The 15,772-nt window shown below is 47.5% G+C and carries 18 protein-coding genes; all 18 read left to right on the plus strand.

The features are described 5' to 3' along the window. The first annotated feature begins 4 nt into the window (after nt 1–4). The 18 genes from GKZ87_06520 to GKZ87_06605 all read left to right on the plus strand — a co-directional run bounded on the left by GKZ87_06520 (nt 5) and on the right by GKZ87_06605 (nt 15,371). A complete protein-coding gene (locus tag GKZ87_06520; GenBank protein ID QSI25161.1) occupies nt 5–955 on the plus strand; it encodes an enoyl-[acyl-carrier-protein] reductase FabK in 951 nt (316 codons plus the stop codon). Then, nucleotides 948–2,018, plus strand: coding sequence for a nitronate monooxygenase (locus GKZ87_06525; GenBank protein QSI25162.1), 1,071 nt, complete (start codon nt 948–950; stop codon nt 2,016–2,018). The genes GKZ87_06520 and GKZ87_06525 overlap by 8 nt, the downstream gene beginning before the upstream one ends. Continuing rightward, nucleotides 2,015–2,941 carry an ACP S-malonyltransferase gene (fabD, locus tag GKZ87_06530; GenBank protein QSI25163.1) on the plus strand — a complete coding sequence of 309 codons (927 nt, stop codon included), beginning with the start codon at nt 2,015–2,017 and terminating at the stop codon, nt 2,939–2,941. The genes GKZ87_06525 and fabD overlap by 4 nt, the downstream gene beginning before the upstream one ends. Before the next feature lie 4 nt (nt 2,942–2,945). Continuing rightward, entirely contained in the window at nt 2,946–3,677 is a 732-nt protein-coding gene (fabG, locus tag GKZ87_06535) for a 3-oxoacyl-[acyl-carrier-protein] reductase (protein ID QSI25164.1), read from the plus strand. Further along, nucleotides 3,678–4,916: a beta-ketoacyl-ACP synthase II gene (fabF, locus tag GKZ87_06540; protein QSI25165.1), complete on the plus strand. Its 1,239-nt coding sequence runs from the start codon at nt 3,678–3,680 to the stop codon at nt 4,914–4,916. Between the two features lie 2 nt (nt 4,917–4,918). After that, nucleotides 4,919–5,353: a 3-hydroxyacyl-ACP dehydratase FabZ gene (gene fabZ, locus GKZ87_06545; GenBank protein QSI25166.1), complete on the plus strand. Its 435-nt coding sequence runs from the start codon at nt 4,919–4,921 to the stop codon at nt 5,351–5,353. 101 nt (nt 5,354–5,454) lie between these two features. Next, on the plus strand, nt 5,455–5,793 hold the full coding sequence (locus GKZ87_06550; GenBank protein ID QSI25167.1) for a 4'-phosphopantetheinyl transferase superfamily protein: 339 nt from the start codon (nt 5,455–5,457) through the stop codon (nt 5,791–5,793). A 6-nt stretch (nt 5,794–5,799) separates the two neighbouring features. Beyond that, on the plus strand, nt 5,800–6,486 hold the full coding sequence (locus GKZ87_06555; protein ID QSI25168.1) for a 1-acyl-sn-glycerol-3-phosphate acyltransferase: 687 nt from the start codon (nt 5,800–5,802) through the stop codon (nt 6,484–6,486). Between the two features lie 1,000 nt (nt 6,487–7,486). Further along, nucleotides 7,487–7,909: a phosphonate C-P lyase system protein PhnG gene (phnG, locus tag GKZ87_06560; protein QSI25169.1), complete on the plus strand. Its 423-nt coding sequence runs from the start codon at nt 7,487–7,489 to the stop codon at nt 7,907–7,909. A gap of 10 nt (nt 7,910–7,919) precedes the next feature. Beyond that, nucleotides 7,920–8,501 carry a phosphonate C-P lyase system protein PhnH gene (gene phnH / locus GKZ87_06565; GenBank protein QSI25170.1) on the plus strand — a complete coding sequence of 194 codons (582 nt, stop codon included), beginning with the start codon at nt 7,920–7,922 and terminating at the stop codon, nt 8,499–8,501. Nucleotides 8,502–8,504: 3 nt separating this feature from the next. Then, complete coding sequence (locus tag GKZ87_06570) at nt 8,505–9,614, plus strand: carbon-phosphorus lyase (protein ID QSI25171.1); 1,110 nt, start codon at nt 8,505–8,507, stop codon at nt 9,612–9,614. Next, on the plus strand, nt 9,598–10,455 hold the full coding sequence (locus tag GKZ87_06575; GenBank protein ID QSI25172.1) for a carbon-phosphorus lyase complex subunit PhnJ: 858 nt from the start codon (nt 9,598–9,600) through the stop codon (nt 10,453–10,455). The genes GKZ87_06570 and GKZ87_06575 overlap by 17 nt, the downstream gene beginning before the upstream one ends. Continuing rightward, the gene (locus GKZ87_06580; protein ID QSI25173.1) at nt 10,445–11,287 is read left to right on the plus strand and encodes an ABC transporter ATP-binding protein; all 843 of its coding nucleotides are present in this window, start codon (nt 10,445–10,447) and stop codon (nt 11,285–11,287) included. The genes GKZ87_06575 and GKZ87_06580 overlap by 11 nt, the downstream gene beginning before the upstream one ends. Before the next feature lie 10 nt (nt 11,288–11,297). Then, nucleotides 11,298–12,467, plus strand: coding sequence for a phosphonate metabolism protein PhnM (phnM, locus tag GKZ87_06585; protein ID QSI25174.1), 1,170 nt, complete (start codon nt 11,298–11,300; stop codon nt 12,465–12,467). A 3-nt stretch (nt 12,468–12,470) separates the two neighbouring features. Next, complete coding sequence (locus GKZ87_06590; GenBank protein ID QSI25175.1) at nt 12,471–13,082, plus strand: chloramphenicol acetyltransferase; 612 nt, start codon at nt 12,471–12,473, stop codon at nt 13,080–13,082. Between the two features lie 5 nt (nt 13,083–13,087). Beyond that, a complete protein-coding gene (gene phnL / locus GKZ87_06595; protein QSI25176.1) occupies nt 13,088–13,792 on the plus strand; it encodes a phosphonate C-P lyase system protein PhnL in 705 nt (234 codons plus the stop codon). Beyond that, the gene (locus GKZ87_06600; GenBank protein QSI25177.1) at nt 13,789–14,610 is read left to right on the plus strand and encodes a PHP domain-containing protein; all 822 of its coding nucleotides are present in this window, start codon (nt 13,789–13,791) and stop codon (nt 14,608–14,610) included. The genes phnL and GKZ87_06600 overlap by 4 nt, the downstream gene beginning before the upstream one ends. Continuing rightward, nucleotides 14,595–15,371 carry an inositol monophosphatase family protein gene (locus GKZ87_06605; GenBank protein QSI25178.1) on the plus strand — a complete coding sequence of 259 codons (777 nt, stop codon included), beginning with the start codon at nt 14,595–14,597 and terminating at the stop codon, nt 15,369–15,371. The genes GKZ87_06600 and GKZ87_06605 overlap by 16 nt, the downstream gene beginning before the upstream one ends. The last annotated feature ends 401 nt before the right edge of the window (nt 15,372–15,772 follow it).

The following is a 15,772-nucleotide window of genomic DNA, read 5'->3' on the forward strand; positions in this document are numbered from 1 at the left end:
ATTTATGTTAATCAATGAATTGTTAGGAATCAAATACCCGATATTTCAGGGGGCAATGGCCAATATAGCAACCCCGCAGTTTGCGGCAGCCGTATCCAATTGCGGCGCACTGGGCATCATCGCGACAGGTGCGATGGATGAGCAGCAGACAAGAGAAGCAATCCGTACATGCAAGCAGCTGACAGACAAACCGTTCGGTGTGAATGTCATGCTGATGAATCCGCACACAGAGGCGATCATGCAGGTAATCTGTGAGGAAAAGGTCGCAGTCGTAACAACTGGTGCCGGAAATCCGGGGCCTTATATTCCTGCATTAAAGGAAAGCGGCTGTAAGGTGATTCCGGTCGTTGCAAGTGTTGCGCTGGCACGCCGCCTGGAAAAATCCGGTGTCGATGCTGTAATTGCAGAGGGTGGAGAATCCGGTGGACATGTGGGAGAAACGACAACGATGTCTCTCGTACCGCAGGTAGTGGATGCCCTTTCCATTCCGGTACTGGCAGCCGGAGGTATTGCGAGCGGCCGGCAGTTGAATGCAGCACTGTGCCTTGGCGCAGTCGGTGCGCAGATTGGAACGTGTCTGCTGCTGGCAGAGGAATGTCCGATTCATGAAAATTATAAAAAAGCCGTCATGAAGGCAAAGGATATGGATTCCGTTGTCACCGGAAGAAGCACAGGAACGCCGGTGCGTATTTTGAAAAATCAGATGGCACTACAATATCTGAAGCTGGAACAAAGCGGTGCGGACAAGGAAGAAATGGAAAAGCTGACACTGGGCGGTTTACGCAGAGCAGTGCTGGAGGGCGATATGCGTCATGGCTCCGTCATGATGGGACAGGTTGCCGGTATGTGTAAGGAAATCCGTCCATTGCAGGATATTCTTGATTCCCTGATTCGTGAGAGTGAGGAAGAACTCGCTAATCTGCAGAAAGCAGTGAAGGGTCTGCGCTATGCATAAACACGTTTCTATTGGTTCAAAGGTATTGGAAAAGCCAATCATTCAGGGAGGAATGGGTGTTGGTGTTTCATTAGGTAAACTTGCCGGCGCTGTTATGCGCGAAGGCGGTATGGGTGTGATTTCCGCAGCCCATCCGGGTTATCGTAAGGAAAACTTCTGGAAGGATCCGATTACCTGTAATAAGGAGGCCTTACAGGAGGAAGCCGCAAAGGCAAGGGCAATCAGTGGGGGCAGAGGTCTGCTTGGCGTCAATGTCATGGTTGCTTCCCATCATTATGAGGAATATGTGAAGGCAGCCATTGATGCCGGTGTGGATGTCATTATATCCGGAGCCGGTATGCCGATGAATCTGCCCTCTGTGGAAGGCAGTGAGCAGGTGGCACTGGCTCCCATCGTATCCAGCGGCCGTGCAGCCCGACTGCTTCTGAAAAGCTGGGATCGTCATTATCACCGCTGTCCGGATTTCATCGTTGTAGAGGGAAGCCTGGCAGGCGGTCATCTCGGCTTTAAAAAGGATGAGCTTCTGGAAGGTCGTGTCAGGGAACTGAGCGAGCTGGTGCAGGAGGTGCTTGCGGAAATCTGTCCGTACGAGGACGCATATCAAAGAAGCATCCCGGTGTTTGGTGCCGGTGGTGTATATACAAGGGAAGATATCGACGCACTGATGGCTATCGGTGCCAGCGGTGTTCAGATGGCAACCCGCTTTATCGCTACGACAGAATGTGATGCCGATCCTGCGTTCAAGCAGAAAATCATTCAGGCGCAGAAAGAGGATATCACACTGGTCGCAAGTCCTGCCGGCTTGCCGGGCAGAGCGGTCATGACAGCTTTTATGAGCCGTGCAAGGGAAGGAAGAATTGCACCAGCACGGTGCATCGGCTGTATGAAGCCCTGTACGCCGGCTTCCACACCGTATTGTATCAGTGATGCACTGGTGCACGCAGTAGAGGGAGATGTGGAAAACGGCCTGGTATTTGCAGGTGCCAACGCATGGCGTATCACAGACATCGTCAGTGTCCATGAGCTTATGGAGGAATTGTGCGGTGAGGAGGAAACAGCATGAAAACAGCATTTTTATTTTCCGGTCAGGGAACCCAGACACCCGGCATGGGAAAGGATTTATATGAAACCTACGACAGTGCCAGAAAGGTCTTTGACAGCATTCATACCGATTTCGATGTGAAAGCATTATGCTTTGAAGGCCCTAAGGAGAAGCTGGACGATACACAATATACACAGGTGGCGATTTTTGCCCACTCCATGGCAGCGGCTGCTGTCTTAAAGGAGAAGGGAATTACGGCGGATGTTACTGCCGGCTTGAGCTTGGGCGAATACAGTGCTTTATGCTATGCCGGCTCCTTTACTATTCAGGAGGGTGCTGAAATTCTGCGGGAGCGCGGAAAGCTGATGGCGAATGCACTGCCTGCCGGGACAAGCGCGATGGCAGCGGTACTGATGCTGGATAAGGAAGCAATTTTACAAGCATGTGACGCAGTAAAGGAAATCGGTGTCTGTGAGATTGCCAATTACAACTGCCCGGGACAGATTGTCATTACGGGAGAAAAAGGCGCGGTAGAGGCATGCGGGAAAAAATGTCTGGAAGCCGGAGCGAGACGGGTGATTCCGTTACAGGTATCCGGAGCCTTTCATTCCTCCCTGCTCAAGGATGCAGGAAAAAAGCTGTATAAGGTTTTATCCGCTTATGAGCTGCATCCGCCAAAGCTGCCTGTTCTGCATAATATTTCCGCTAAAACAGCAGACCGTGCACTGATTGATTTGCTGAGTGAACAGATTTCCCACAGTGTGCTGCTGGAGGATACGATCAAGCAAATGCTGGCGGATGGTGTGGATACCTTTATCGAGGTAGGCCCTGGTAAGGCAGTCAGCGGCTTTGTAAAAAAATGCGCAAAGGGAATGGATGTCAAAATATTGCATGTCGAGGATTGTGCGAGTCTTGCGGAAACCCTTGACTACATGAAAGGATAGAGCTATGGAAAGAAAAACTGCATTTATCAGCGGGGCATCCCGCGGAATCGGGGAAGCCATCGCAATCACCCTGTCAAAGGAATACGATGTCATTATCAATTATGCACACAGCGAAGAGGGAGCGCGTGCTGTTCTGGCACAATGCGATCCGTCCGGAAACCATAAAATGATACAGTGTGATATATCAGACGGGGAGGCTGTAAAAGCGATGCTGGAAAGCATTGTGAAGGAATACGGACATCTGGATGTTGTCGTGAACAATGCCGGAATTACAAGGGATAATCTGTTGCTGCGTATGAGCGATGCGGATTTCGACGATGTGATCCGTACCAATCTGAAGGGGACATACAACTGTATCCGTCACGTCGCAAGAATCATGATGAAGCAGAAATCCGGCGCCATCGTCAATATGGCGAGTGTTGTCGGTCTGTGCGGAAATATGGGACAGGCCAATTATGCTGCCAGCAAGGGCGGTGTGATTGCGTTAACAAAGTCTGCCGCAAAGGAGCTGGCAACAAGAGGTGTCCGCGTGAATGCTGTTGCGCCGGGCTTTATTGATACCGCAATGACAGAAAAGTTAGCGGACAGTGTAAAAGAGGGTGCTCTGGCATCCATACCGATGAAGAAATTCGGTACGGTACAGGATGTTGCCAATGTTGTAAAATTTCTGTGCAGTGAAAACAGTGCCTATATCACAGGGCAGGTTATTGCCGTAGACGGCGGGATGGTGATGTAAATGAAAAGAAGAGTAGTTATTACAGGGATGGGCGTTGTCTCTCCGATTGGAAATACAGTGGCAGAGGTATGGGACAGTGTCCTGCATTCTCGCTGCGGCATTGGGGAAATTACACATTTCGATGCGACAGATTTCCGTGCCAAGCTGGCAGGAGAAGTGAAAAATCTGGATATGGAGCAGTATTTCACAAAGCGGGATTTAAAATTCAATGACCGTTTCACGCAGTTCACAAGAATTGCGGCAAAGCAGGCCTATGAGAACAGTGGTCTGGCTGAGGCAGAGTTTAACCGTGACCGCTTCGGTGTTATCATCGGCTCTGGAATCGGTGGTATTGCAACAATCGAGGGTGCGTCCCAGACAATCGAAAACCGCGGGCCGAGTCGTATCTCTCCATATTTCATACCGATGTCTTTGATCAATCTGGCAGCCGGGAGTGCTGCGATCGACATGGATGCACATGGCAATGTTTCCAGTGTTGTGACAGCCTGTGCAGCCGCAACCAACGCGATTGGGGAAGCCTTCCACCGTATTCGTGACGGCTATGAGGATGTGATGGCAGCCGGAGGAAGTGAGGCAGCTGTGACACCGGTCGCGATGGCTGGCTTTGCAAGCATGCGGGCACTGCATGAGGGCAGTGATCCCCAGCGTGCTTCTATTCCCTTTGATGCAGAGCGTAAGGGCTTTGTCATGGGAGAGGGAGCCGGCGTTGTCATTCTGGAGGAGCTGGAGCATGCGCTTGCCAGAAATGCAGAAATCTATGGTGAAGTAATCGGATATGGAAGCACCTGTGATGCAAATCATATCACAGCTCCGCTTGCGGATGGTGCACAGGCAGCCCGTGCTATGACGATGGCAATCGAGGATGGAAGCATTACTACTGCAGATGTGGATTATATCAACGCACATGGAACCAGTACACCGCTGAATGATTCCAGCGAAACATTGGCAGTGAAAAAAGCATTCGGTGAGCATGCCCAAAAGCCTTATGTGTCCAGTACGAAATCCATGTCCGGTCATTTGCTTGGGGCAAGCGGAGCACTGGAGGCAATCATTTCCACGCTGGCCGTGAAAAACGGATTTGTACCGGCAACGATCAATTACAGACACGCCGATCCTGCTTGTGATCTGAATTTGGTTGTCAATGAGGGAAAACAGGAAGATATTCATATCGCTATGTCCAATTCCCTGGGCTTTGGCGGTCATAATGCGAGCATTCTTATTCGCAAATGGGAGAAATAAGTATGATATATAACAGTGATGAAATACAGAAAATCATTCCGCACCGCTATCCGTTTTTGCTGGTAGACCGTATTGAGAGCATCGAGGGAAATAAGGTAACGGGTATCAAATGCATCAGTGCCAATGAGATGCAGTTTCTCGGCCATTTCCCGGAAAAGGCAATCATGCCGGGAGTTCTGCAGTTGGAGGCACTGGCACAGACGGTAGCTGTCATGCTGCTGAGCAGGGAAGAAAACAAGGGGAAAATCGGTTTGTTTGCGGGTATCAATAAGGCGCGCTTCAAACGCCAGGTAATTCCCGGAGATGTGTTAAAGCTGGAGGCAGAGGTTACCAAAGAGCGTATGGGAATCGCCTTTGTAAATGCCGTAGCCAGTGTGGATGGTGAGATCGCTTTGACTGCGGAAATGATGTTTGCAGTAGAGGATCCAAACAAATAAAGGAATACTGTGCGTACAGGGCATTCCAGCTCAAAACCTGTTCGCACACAGGGCAGGGAGCTTGTCCTTGCCCGTTTTAAGAGAAAGAAAAGAGGTATTGTATGCTGCTTGGAGTAGGTTGTGATATTGTGGAAATCGCAAGAATACGCACTGCTATGGAAAAGGACTCCTTTCTGCGTGTGCTGAGTGAGCGGGAGCGTAAGCTGTTTGACAGTGTTCCAAAAACGCGTCGTGCAGAATGGCTGGCAGGCCGTTTTGCGGCGAAGGAGGCTGTTATTAAGGCTGTGCACAAGGAGAAGGTCTGTGTGCTTTCCGCTGTTGAAATTCTTGCGGATGCAGCAGGCGCACCTATTTGTTCTATGACAGGACTTCAGGTAGAGGTATCTATATCTCATGAAAAGGAATATGCGATCGCCTATGCGGCGGCGGTGAAGGAGTAGGTGTTTATGTATATCATACGAAGTCTGTATCTGCTGTGGCTGATTCCAAGAAGCTGGCTTGATGCCGTTCTTGTTCGGAATAAGCCATTCAACGAGCGCTATGCACATATGCAGAAATGGTCAAAAAAACTGCTGCGGCATTTTCATGTGACCTTGGATGTGGCGCAGGCTGAGCAACTGCCAAAGGATCAGCCGATTTTGTTTGTATGCAATCACCAGAGTGAGTTTGATATGCTGCTGCAGATGGCGGTTATCGATTTGCCGTTTACGTTCATTTCCAAGAAGGAGAATGAAAAGGTTCCCTATGTGGCAGCCTGGTCGAAAACACTGGAGGTCATACTGTTTGATCGGGAGGATCGCGGCAGTGCCATTCATATGCTCAGAGAAGCTGCCAGGCGGTTGAAGGGAAAAGAGAATTTGTTGATTTTCCCGGAGGGTACCAGAAGCAAGGGCGGCGTGATGCATCCCATGCAGGCAGGCTCCTTTCAGCCGGCGTTTATGGCAAAGGCGTGTATCGTACCTATCGTTTTAAAAAATTCATATGATTATATGAATGTTATGAAGCATAAAGGCAGCTTTCACATCCACATACTGAAGCCGCTCTATTTTGAGGAATACAAGCCGTTGAAGGCAGAGGGTGTGAGTACATTACTGCAGGAACGCATGCAATGTGTGCTAGATGAACAATCGTAAAGAAAAGGATAATGGCTCTTGTGAATCCAAAGACTGTTATCCTTTTTTTGATATCATTATTTTGTGTCAGACCTTTTAGCCAATATTTACGATCGATCAGTCACATATTTCAGGACGTCGTTACAAAATTATGTGTATTTCTTAGGGGAATTCTAGTATATATAAATTCTTTGAGTAATCGTATACGACTTAGTTATCATAACTCGTTCTCTCTTAATATACGGATAGTATTATTATATCCTTAAAGTTAACCGCAATCAGTCGTGAATTTTTTTATATCTTTTTCCCTTAATCAGACCATTATCTGTAATATAACCTTTTCGTGCAATTCTTTTCATAAGATTTGAATCCTTCTTTCTTTCACATTAAGCAGGTCTGTAAAGTCAGATGATTGATACCATATTTCAGGCTGCATGTTAGATAGCATTAATTCATATTGCTGAAGTGTTTTTCTTCCCGCACTTTTCTTCCCGCACTTTTCTTCTCGCAGGTTTCATTCCGCCGTTTTGTAGCTTCATTCTTTTTCACAAATGGAAGTGTTAAAATTGTACGTCCTGGATCTATGTTTCTTCATTGACCGGTTTCATACATCCTTCATTTTTCCATACTGTGAATGATTCCAAAACACCGCTCCCTGCTCACTCATAATGCTAATAAGCTGAAACAGTTATTCATGCTTTGCTTCTTGGCTGCATGTAACCGTCTCATTTCATTTGATATGCAGGATTATGTTCTTATGGGCATTATTATAAGGCAAGATGAGCAGCTTCGTTTTAACTAGGTAACAGCCTGAAATGCTTTCCTGTGATAACCCTATTATCATTTTCTTATATCAAAAGCATGATTCTCTTTTAAAGACCGTTAAAAACAGACAGTAAATCAAACAGATAAAATGATCATATTGTCTGTTTTTTTATCATTTTCAAACACAACGTTTACACTCGCTTAACAAACTTCTCTTGGCTACAAGGTAAGCTATACCTGTAACAAGGAGGAGCCTATGATACGATTGGAAAGAACCCGTATTCTGGTACACTGCAGCAAACAATTTCTAAGACAGTGGGCAGAATACTTTGAACAGCAGGAAGCATTCCATTTGTTGGAAGAACCAAAAAATGCGCTTACGATGATCCGTATGCGGGAAAGTGCACAGCACTCTTTATTCTATCTGGGAGAGGTGCTTGTAAGTGAGACAAGGGTGGAATGCAAAAATGTTATCGGCATTGGTGTCATACAGGGAAATGAATTGGAGAAATCCTATGACCTGGCTGTTATTGATGCGGCGTGCAATGCGGCATTATGCGGTATAGAGGCTTTGGAAGCCGCACTTGTACAGGAGAAGCAGCGACAGGATGCAGAGCATGCCCGTCATGTGGCAGGTATCTTAAAAACACGCGTGAATTTTGAAACGATGGACGTGTAAGGAGAACACTATGAACTTTGATATGGTATTTGATATACAGCATGCCTACCGCCAGATTGTGCATGCCTTCGCCTATCCGGGGGAAATTGTTAGCTTAAAGCAGGAGGCAGAAAAGCTGGAGGTACCGCTGAGCTGCCGCGCAGGAACAGGCGTTTTGCTCTACATGTTGCTGGATGCTGACACAAGCTTCTGTGCGATCAGTCAGGATGACCAACTGGCAGTCAATATTGCCAGACTGACCTATTGTCGAAACAGCACATTACAGCAAGCTGCTCATGTTCTGGTAACAGCGGAATGTATTGCACAGCTGCGTGATATCATGCAGAAGCTGAAAACAGGAACGCTGGAGGATCCTCATTTGGGTGCGACCCTAATTGTGGAATGTGAAGCACTGAAACAGGGAAATGATCTTATCTTCAGCGGACCGGGTATTTACCAAACGAATACACTTGCTTCCATGCTGGATACTGACTGGGTGGAAATGCGCAGCGTTGTAAATGAGGAATTTCCGCTGGGCTTTGATATGATACTGATTGATCAGGATGCAAACTGTGTTGCTCTGCCAAGGACAACACAGGTGGAAAGGGGTTAAGACATGGCATATGTTGCAGTTAAGGGGGGAGCGGAGGCAATCGAGGAAAGCATCCGTCGTTTGAAATATGAACGTGTAAAGTCCGGGGCTGGGGCAGATGCTTCCCAAATAGAGCAGGGAATGCGTCTGCTGGTGGATCAGGTGATGAGTGAGGGAAGTTTGTATGATCCATCCCTTGCCGCACTTGCTATCAAGCAAGGAGAGGGCAGCATGGAGGAAGCGGTATTTCTCTTGCGAAGCTATCGCTCCACACTACCCAGAAGCTATTATTCCAATACAGTAAACAGTACGGATATGGACGTGGAACGAAGAATTTCCGCTGCCTTTAAGGATATCCCTCAGGGGCAGATTTTGGGTACAAGCTATGATTATGTCCATCGGTTGCTCGATTTTGATTTGCTGCAGGAACGTGAGGAGGAGCTGAAGCAGTATGTAGAAGAATTTTTGCAGGAGGAATGTCATAAGGAGCGAACAGACCTGCGTCTGCCGAAGGTCAGTGATTATCTGCGCAAGGAAGGACTGCTGCCGCCGGTAACGCATGATGAGCGTCCGCCCAAGGATGCAACAAAACAGATGCTGAGCTTTCCTACTCAGCGCAGTGAACGTTTGCAGATACTGAGCAGGGGAATGACACAGGCAGTAACGGCACTTGGTTATGCTTCCCTTCGCGGTTACGGTGTCGTACATCCCACGGTGGGAGAGCTGCGCGTAGGGCTGCTGCCCATCAGCATCCCCGATCCTATGCAGCCGGATACCTATGAGGACTCCTATTATATTGGTGAAATCAAGGTGACTGAGGTGGAAAGCCTCATTCCGGTAAGAAAGCTGAATGCGAATGGAGAGAAGGAGTTGGAATTTAAGATTGGCTATGGAATCACCATGGGGCAGAATGAGACAAAAGCGATAGCCATGAGTATTCTGGATACCTGTCTGGAAAGCGAAGATAAAAGCTTTGCTGTCAATGATGAGGAATTTGTCCTTTATCACATTGATTCTGTAGAGGCTACTGGTTTTATTTCCCATTTGAAGCTGCCTCACTATGTCACATTCCAATCCAAGCTGAACAGTATGAGAAAAACAAAGAAGGTACAGGCTGATGAAAAAGAAATATAATTTTGCCTTCTTCGATGAAGGCAGTAAGCGGGAAATACGCAGAGCATCCTTAAAGGCCATCTGTATTCCCGGATATCAGGTTCCCTTTGCATCCAGAGAGATGCCGATTGCCAGAGGTTGGGGAACCGGCGGCATTCAGCTGAGTCTTTCCCTGGTCGGGCCAAAGGATCGTATGAAGGTGATCGATCAGGGAAATGATGACAGTGTCAATGCCATCAGTATAAAAAATCTGATTGCTGCGACAACCGGTGTTGCCATGACAACGCATACTGCACAGGCCACATTGATACAATCGCGTCACCGTATTCCGGAGGTACCGCTGAAAAAGGATCAGATTCTCATCTTACAGGTGCCGACACCAGAGCCCCTTCGTGAATATGAGCCAAGTGAGCGTGCCACCAAACGTCTGCATGCGGAAAAGGAATATACAGGAGCCTGGCTGATGCTGTTTGAACAGATTATGAAATATGGCAGAGTAACCATGGGGGCAGATCATCCTGTCCTTGTAAATGAACGTTATGTCATGGCTCCCTCACCGATTCCAAAGTTTGACAATCCGAAAATGATGAACAGTGAAGCACTCATTCTGCTGGGAGCCGGACGGGAAAAAAAGATTTATGCAGTTCCACCATATACCAAGGTGGTATCTCTGGACTTTGCGGATTATCCCTTTGAGGCAGAGGATTTTACGGGTAAGCGCTGTCGTTTATGCGGTGCAGCACATGTGTATCTGGATGAAATCATCAATGAGGAAACCGGCACTGTCAGCTATCAGTGCAATGATACCAGTCAGTGTCTGGAGCGTTTGCATGAGAAGGGAGCAGAGCAAAATGGAATATAGCGATATACCAATGATGCGCGTACAGCATCTGAACAAGCAGTTTGGAGACGGCTGTTCCCATTGCCGGAATCATCCGGAGCACCTGCAGGGAAATTACTGCCCGGATTGTGGAACCGTATATGCATGCCGCGATATCAGCTTCGATGTCTATGACGGAGAAATTCTCGGCGTGGTGGGAGAAAGCGGCAGCGGAAAGTCTACCATGATGCAGTGTCTGTATTTTGATCAGGACGTAACCAGTGGAAGCTGTACGATTCGCACATATAAAGAAGGCAGCGCCAATATCTTCGCTCTGACCTCCCAGCAGAAGCGCTATATCCGCAATCACGTCCTTGGCATGGTATATCAGAATCCCTATCTTGGATTGAAAATGAATTTTTCCAGTATGGGAAATATTGCGGAAAAGCTGATTGCGGCTGGTAAACGAAATGTATCGGATATGAGTGAGCGGGGAGAGGAGCTGTTAAAAGCCGTGAAAATTCCGGTTCACCGCATGAAGGAGGAGCCGAAGAAATTTTCCGGAGGCATGCAGCAGCGCGTACAGATTGCCAAAGCACTCAGCAACAACCCGCCTGTCCTTTTACTGGATGAGGTTACAACCGGATTGGATCTTTCCGTACAGGCCAATGTCCTGGATCTCATAAAAAAAATACAACGGGAATTAGGGGTATCCATGATCGTGGTATCTCATGATCTTGGGGTAATCCGCATGCTGGCAGACCGAACAATCGTCATGCTGGATGGCAAAATCATTGAACAGGGACTGACGGATCAGGTAATGGAGGATCCTCAGCACCCATACACACAGCAGCTGGTGTATTCATTATTATAAGGAGAAGAACATGTTAGCAATCACAAATGGAAAAATCGTACAGGAGCATAAAATTCTGGAAGGATATGCGCTGTTGATCGAACAGGAGCGTATTTATGATATTGTACCGGAGGCAGCCCTTGCTTACATGGAGCTGGACGAGGTTGTCAATGCCTATGGAGGCTATGTAACTCCGGGCTTTATCGACATGCACAGTGATCATATCGAAGCGATGGCGGCACCGCGTCCCAGCAGTATCATGGATATGGAGCTTGCCGTATATGAGTTTGAAAAGGAATGCTGTACCCACGGCATCACAACGATGTTTCACTCCGTCAGTATATGGGAAGGAGTAGGTGCCTCACCAATGCGGCGTCCAGAGCTTGTAAAGCAGCTCGCAGATATCATCGAAAAAAGTCATTCGCAGCTGCATCTAATTCATCACCGATTTCATATGCGCTTTGAAATCGACAATCAGGAGCAGTTTCCGCTGATGCTGGACTATCTGCGCCAAAAGCGGGTACATTTGATATCCTTTATGGATCATACCCCGGGACAGGGACAGTATCGCAACATTGAGGTATATAAAAACTATGTCCGCAATGCGCGGCATATGAGTGATGAGGATGTGGAGGCAGAGGTGAACCGTCGTATGAACAGTGAAAAGCTGACACTGGAAAATATCCGGGAGGCGGCAAGCCTTGCCCAAGAGCAGGGGATTTCCATCGCCTCGCATGATGATGATACAAAGGAAAAGCTGGATGTCGTACAAAGCCTCGGTGCTACGATTTCAGAATTTCCAATCACGCTGGACGTCGCAAAGGAGGCGAAAAAACGAGGTATGTATACCGTTGTGGGAGCGCCAAATATCCTGCTTGGCGGCAGTCATTCCGGCAATATGAATGCAGCGGATGCCATTGTATCAGCTGCAGCGGATGTTTTATGCAGTGATTATTATCCGGCAAGTCTTCTGCATGCGGTGTTTCAAATGACAAAGCAGGGACAGCGGCTCCAGGATATGATAGCCATGGTAACCATACAGCCGGCCCGTGCAACTGGCATTGACCAGGATTACGGCTCTATTGAAAAAGGCAAGAAGGCTGACTTGCTTATTATCCGTACATTACCCAATGACCTGCCAGCTATCACCGAGGTATTTGTGGACGGCATGTGCATTGCACAAAATCATTACCGGGTATAGCCTATGAAGCTGACCAAGGAAGTAACCATCGAACAGGATGTGGAGCTAAAGCAGGCCGTCTTCTCCATATATAATAAGGTAGGAGCATACAGTGTTATTGAAAACAGCTCCTTTGGAAAGTATTCCTATTGCGAGCCGTATGGCATGATACAGAATACGATTATTCACAGCTTTGTGGATATCGCAAGAAATGTGCGAATCGGGGCAACTCAGCATCCCCTGCATCGTCCCACCACGCATCATATCACCTATCGCCGCAGGATGTATGATGTCGCAAACAGCGATGATGAGGAATTTTTTGCACAGCGCAGGGGGCGTATGACAGAAATCGGTCATGATGTATGGATTGGCCATGGCGCAATCATTGAAGCCGGTATTCAAATAGGAAATGGTGCAGTCGTCGGCAGTGGGGCAGTTGTGACACATGATGTTCCTCCCTATGCCATCGTAGCCGGGGTTCCGGCAAAGATTCTGCGTTTTCGCTTCGACCGGGAACAGATTGCACAGCTTTTACGTATTGCCTGGTGGGATTGGGACGATGCGGTTTTCCGTAGCAGGATAGATGATTTTTCACTGGATATAGACAGCTTTATCCGTAAATATAGGAAAGGGTGATTCATATGCAAAAGCAACAGGAGCTGCTGGTTATCGAGAATCTTGAAAAAAGCTTTACTATGCATGTCAGCCAAAAGGTGATTCATGCCTGCAGCGGTATCAGTCTGCATCTCAAAAAGGGGGAGTTTATCGGAATTACTGGTAAGAGTGGCAGCGGTAAATCAACGATACTCAAAGGGATTTACCGTACCAATCTTCCGCAGAATGGGCGTATTCTTTATGACAGTGAAAAATTCGGACTGCTTGATCTCTGTCAGGCAAGCGAACGGCAGATGATTTACTTGCGGAAACAGGAAATTGGCTATGTTTCTCAGTTTTTACGCATCATGCCGCGTACAACCGCACGTCAGATCATTGAGCATGCTGTTTTGGAAATGGGGGAGGATATGGAAACAGCACATAAGGAGGCAGAGCGTATGCTGAAGCATTTTGAGCTGGACCCTACACTTTGGGATATGTATCCCAATACCTTCTCCGGTGGAGAGAAGCTGCGGCTGAACATCGCGGCTGCCATGGTAAAAAGGCCGCGGCTGCTTCTGCTGGATGAGCCGACTGCCAGCCTGGATAATTCCAGCAAGCAAAAGGTACGGGATTTGATCGAGCAGCTGAAAAACGAGGGGACGACCATGCTTGGCATCTTTCATGATCTGGAGTTTATGGAGGGGCTGTGTGATCGGGAATATAATATGCAGAAGGGAATGCTGGCATGAACCGTATCGATCTTCACATTCACAGCAGCTGCAGCGATTCCTCACTGGATGTTGCACACATCATAGCTCTAGCCCGAGAACAGCATATGCAAACCATATCCATTACCGATCATGACACCTTTGCAGCCTATAAGCAGCTGAAACACAAAGAGCTTCCCTGTACGGTAATCAAGGGGATAGAAATCAGTGCCTACGATCAAGCTGCGAAAAGGCAGGTGCATATCCTGGGCTATGGCTTTGGAGAACAGACCCCGCATGTGGATGCCCTGTGTGAAGTGGCAATCCGTCAGCGCACAAGCGTATCGCTATGGCAGATTCAGCAACTGATTGCACATGGCTATGCAATTACCGTAAGGGAGGTTGAGGAGGTGGCGAAGGCTTCCACTGCAATCTACAAGCAGCATATCATGGATATCATGATGCGCCATGGCTACAGTGATGCCATTTATTCGGATGAATACCGGCGATTGTTTAAAAACAACGGAATCTGTGTATGTCCGCTGACCTTTGTCTTTGTGGAGGATGCCATTCACGCGATACATAAGGATCATGGAATTGCCGTACTTGCCCATCCGTATTCCTCACGGGTCGTCTCCTCCATACCGGAATATGTACAAATCGGCCTGGATGGCATTGAAACCTGGCACAGCTCCCATGGACAGAAGCAGGTGGATGACTTGCATGCAATCGCAAAAAGGTATAAGCTGATAGAGACAGGAGGCAGCGATACCCATGGACGCTATGGTGAAGAACCGTCTCTTGGGCAGAGTAACCCTTTTATGAAGGATGAGGATGTGAGTGTATGCAGCAGGATATAATTGATTTCGCAAAGGCACTGGTAAAATCGTGCGGGGAGCAGCTTCGTCATGTTTCCACGGTGATACCGGAGTACAAAACGGATTTTCAGGATTTGGTAACCGAATATGATCGCAAAATTGAACAGCAGATTCATGATGCGCTGATAGAAAAATTTCCTACCCACAGCTTTTTGGGAGAAGAAAGTGTAAAGGAAAGCGGGGAGCATTTGTGGATTCTGGATCCCATTGACGGTACGACTAATTTTGTCAGTATGCATCGGGATTTTGCAATTTCACTGGCCTATTATCATAAAAAGCAGCCGGTGTTTGGAATTGTCTATGATGTTATGCGGGATGAGCTGTTTCTCGGTGTCCATGGCAAGGGGGCGTGGCTGAATGAGCAGCCTATGCTACCGCTTCAAAAGAAGGAGCCAAAGGACTGTATTTTGGATGCCGGCATGCATGTCATGTCCTATATAGAAACACATTTTGACAGCAAGCCCTTGACGATGCAGGATGAGCTGCGCGCACACCGTTACCTAGGCTGTGCGTCTTTAAGCATTGTACATATCGCACAGGGCTTAAGTGATCTGTATCTTTCTGCGCATGTGAAATGCTGGGACTATGCAGCGGCTGCAATCATTCTGGAGGAGGTACAGGGGGCATACAGTATTCAAAATTCCTTCTTTACAATAACCAGCACATTCGCCATCTTCGCAAACCGCCGTTCTCTGATTACAATGATAGAGGAACGTTATCTGCGAACGGGGACAAAAGGATGAGGAGAATTGTATAGCTGCTATTGATAAGCATGAACAGCTTTGAGGGAAGCTATGACTATGTGTTAACAGCTATCATGTATACCTGAAAGCCTTTTTATATATATGGATTGATGATTGATCCATGAAGAATGCAGTTTCCTAAGCGCAGATTTATATATGAATTGACGATTGATAGACGAAATATACAGCATTTTTCTAAGCGCGGAATGCTGTTTTTTTTGAATAGGTGCAACTGTATGCTGAAGCGCAGTGCTGGTATTCTTATCATTCATTCACTTGTATACGATGATGAATGTTGAAATAATCAATAAAGAAAGGGGAGAAGATACCTTGAAGCAAAGACATAGCATGAGAGAATAAATCTGACCCATTATATACAAAGTCTGACTAAGGCAATCCAA

It is taken from the genome of Erysipelotrichaceae bacterium 66202529, from assembly GCA_017161075.1.
Taxonomy (GTDB): domain Bacteria; phylum Bacillota_I; class Bacilli_A; order Erysipelotrichales; family Erysipelotrichaceae; genus Clostridium_AQ.

Bases quoted from the DNA above. Each gene is read 5' to 3' on its own strand.
- GKZ87_06520 (QSI25161.1), top strand. From the start codon at position 5: ATGTTAATCAATGAATTGTTAGGAATCAAATACCCGATATTTCAGGGG.
- GKZ87_06525 (QSI25162.1), top strand. From the start codon at position 948: ATGCATAAACACGTTTCTATTGGTTCAAAGGTATTGGAAAAGCCAATC.
- fabD (QSI25163.1), top strand. From the start codon at position 2,015: ATGAAAACAGCATTTTTATTTTCCGGTCAGGGAACCCAGACACCCGGC.
- fabG (QSI25164.1), top strand. From the start codon at position 2,946: ATGGAAAGAAAAACTGCATTTATCAGCGGGGCATCCCGCGGAATCGGG.
- fabF (QSI25165.1), top strand. From the start codon at position 3,678: ATGAAAAGAAGAGTAGTTATTACAGGGATGGGCGTTGTCTCTCCGATT.
- fabZ (QSI25166.1), top strand. From the start codon at position 4,919: ATGATATATAACAGTGATGAAATACAGAAAATCATTCCGCACCGCTAT.
- GKZ87_06550 (QSI25167.1), top strand. From the start codon at position 5,455: ATGCTGCTTGGAGTAGGTTGTGATATTGTGGAAATCGCAAGAATACGC.
- GKZ87_06555 (QSI25168.1), top strand. From the start codon at position 5,800: ATGTATATCATACGAAGTCTGTATCTGCTGTGGCTGATTCCAAGAAGC.
- phnG (QSI25169.1), top strand. From the start codon at position 7,487: ATGATACGATTGGAAAGAACCCGTATTCTGGTACACTGCAGCAAACAA.
- phnH (QSI25170.1), top strand. From the start codon at position 7,920: ATGAACTTTGATATGGTATTTGATATACAGCATGCCTACCGCCAGATT.
- GKZ87_06570 (QSI25171.1), top strand. From the start codon at position 8,505: ATGGCATATGTTGCAGTTAAGGGGGGAGCGGAGGCAATCGAGGAAAGC.
- GKZ87_06575 (QSI25172.1), top strand. From the start codon at position 9,598: ATGAAAAAGAAATATAATTTTGCCTTCTTCGATGAAGGCAGTAAGCGG.
- GKZ87_06580 (QSI25173.1), top strand. From the start codon at position 10,445: ATGGAATATAGCGATATACCAATGATGCGCGTACAGCATCTGAACAAG.
- phnM (QSI25174.1), top strand. From the start codon at position 11,298: ATGTTAGCAATCACAAATGGAAAAATCGTACAGGAGCATAAAATTCTG.
- GKZ87_06590 (QSI25175.1), top strand. From the start codon at position 12,471: ATGAAGCTGACCAAGGAAGTAACCATCGAACAGGATGTGGAGCTAAAG.
- phnL (QSI25176.1), top strand. From the start codon at position 13,088: ATGCAAAAGCAACAGGAGCTGCTGGTTATCGAGAATCTTGAAAAAAGC.
- GKZ87_06600 (QSI25177.1), top strand. From the start codon at position 13,789: ATGAACCGTATCGATCTTCACATTCACAGCAGCTGCAGCGATTCCTCA.
- GKZ87_06605 (QSI25178.1), top strand. From the start codon at position 14,595: ATGCAGCAGGATATAATTGATTTCGCAAAGGCACTGGTAAAATCGTGC.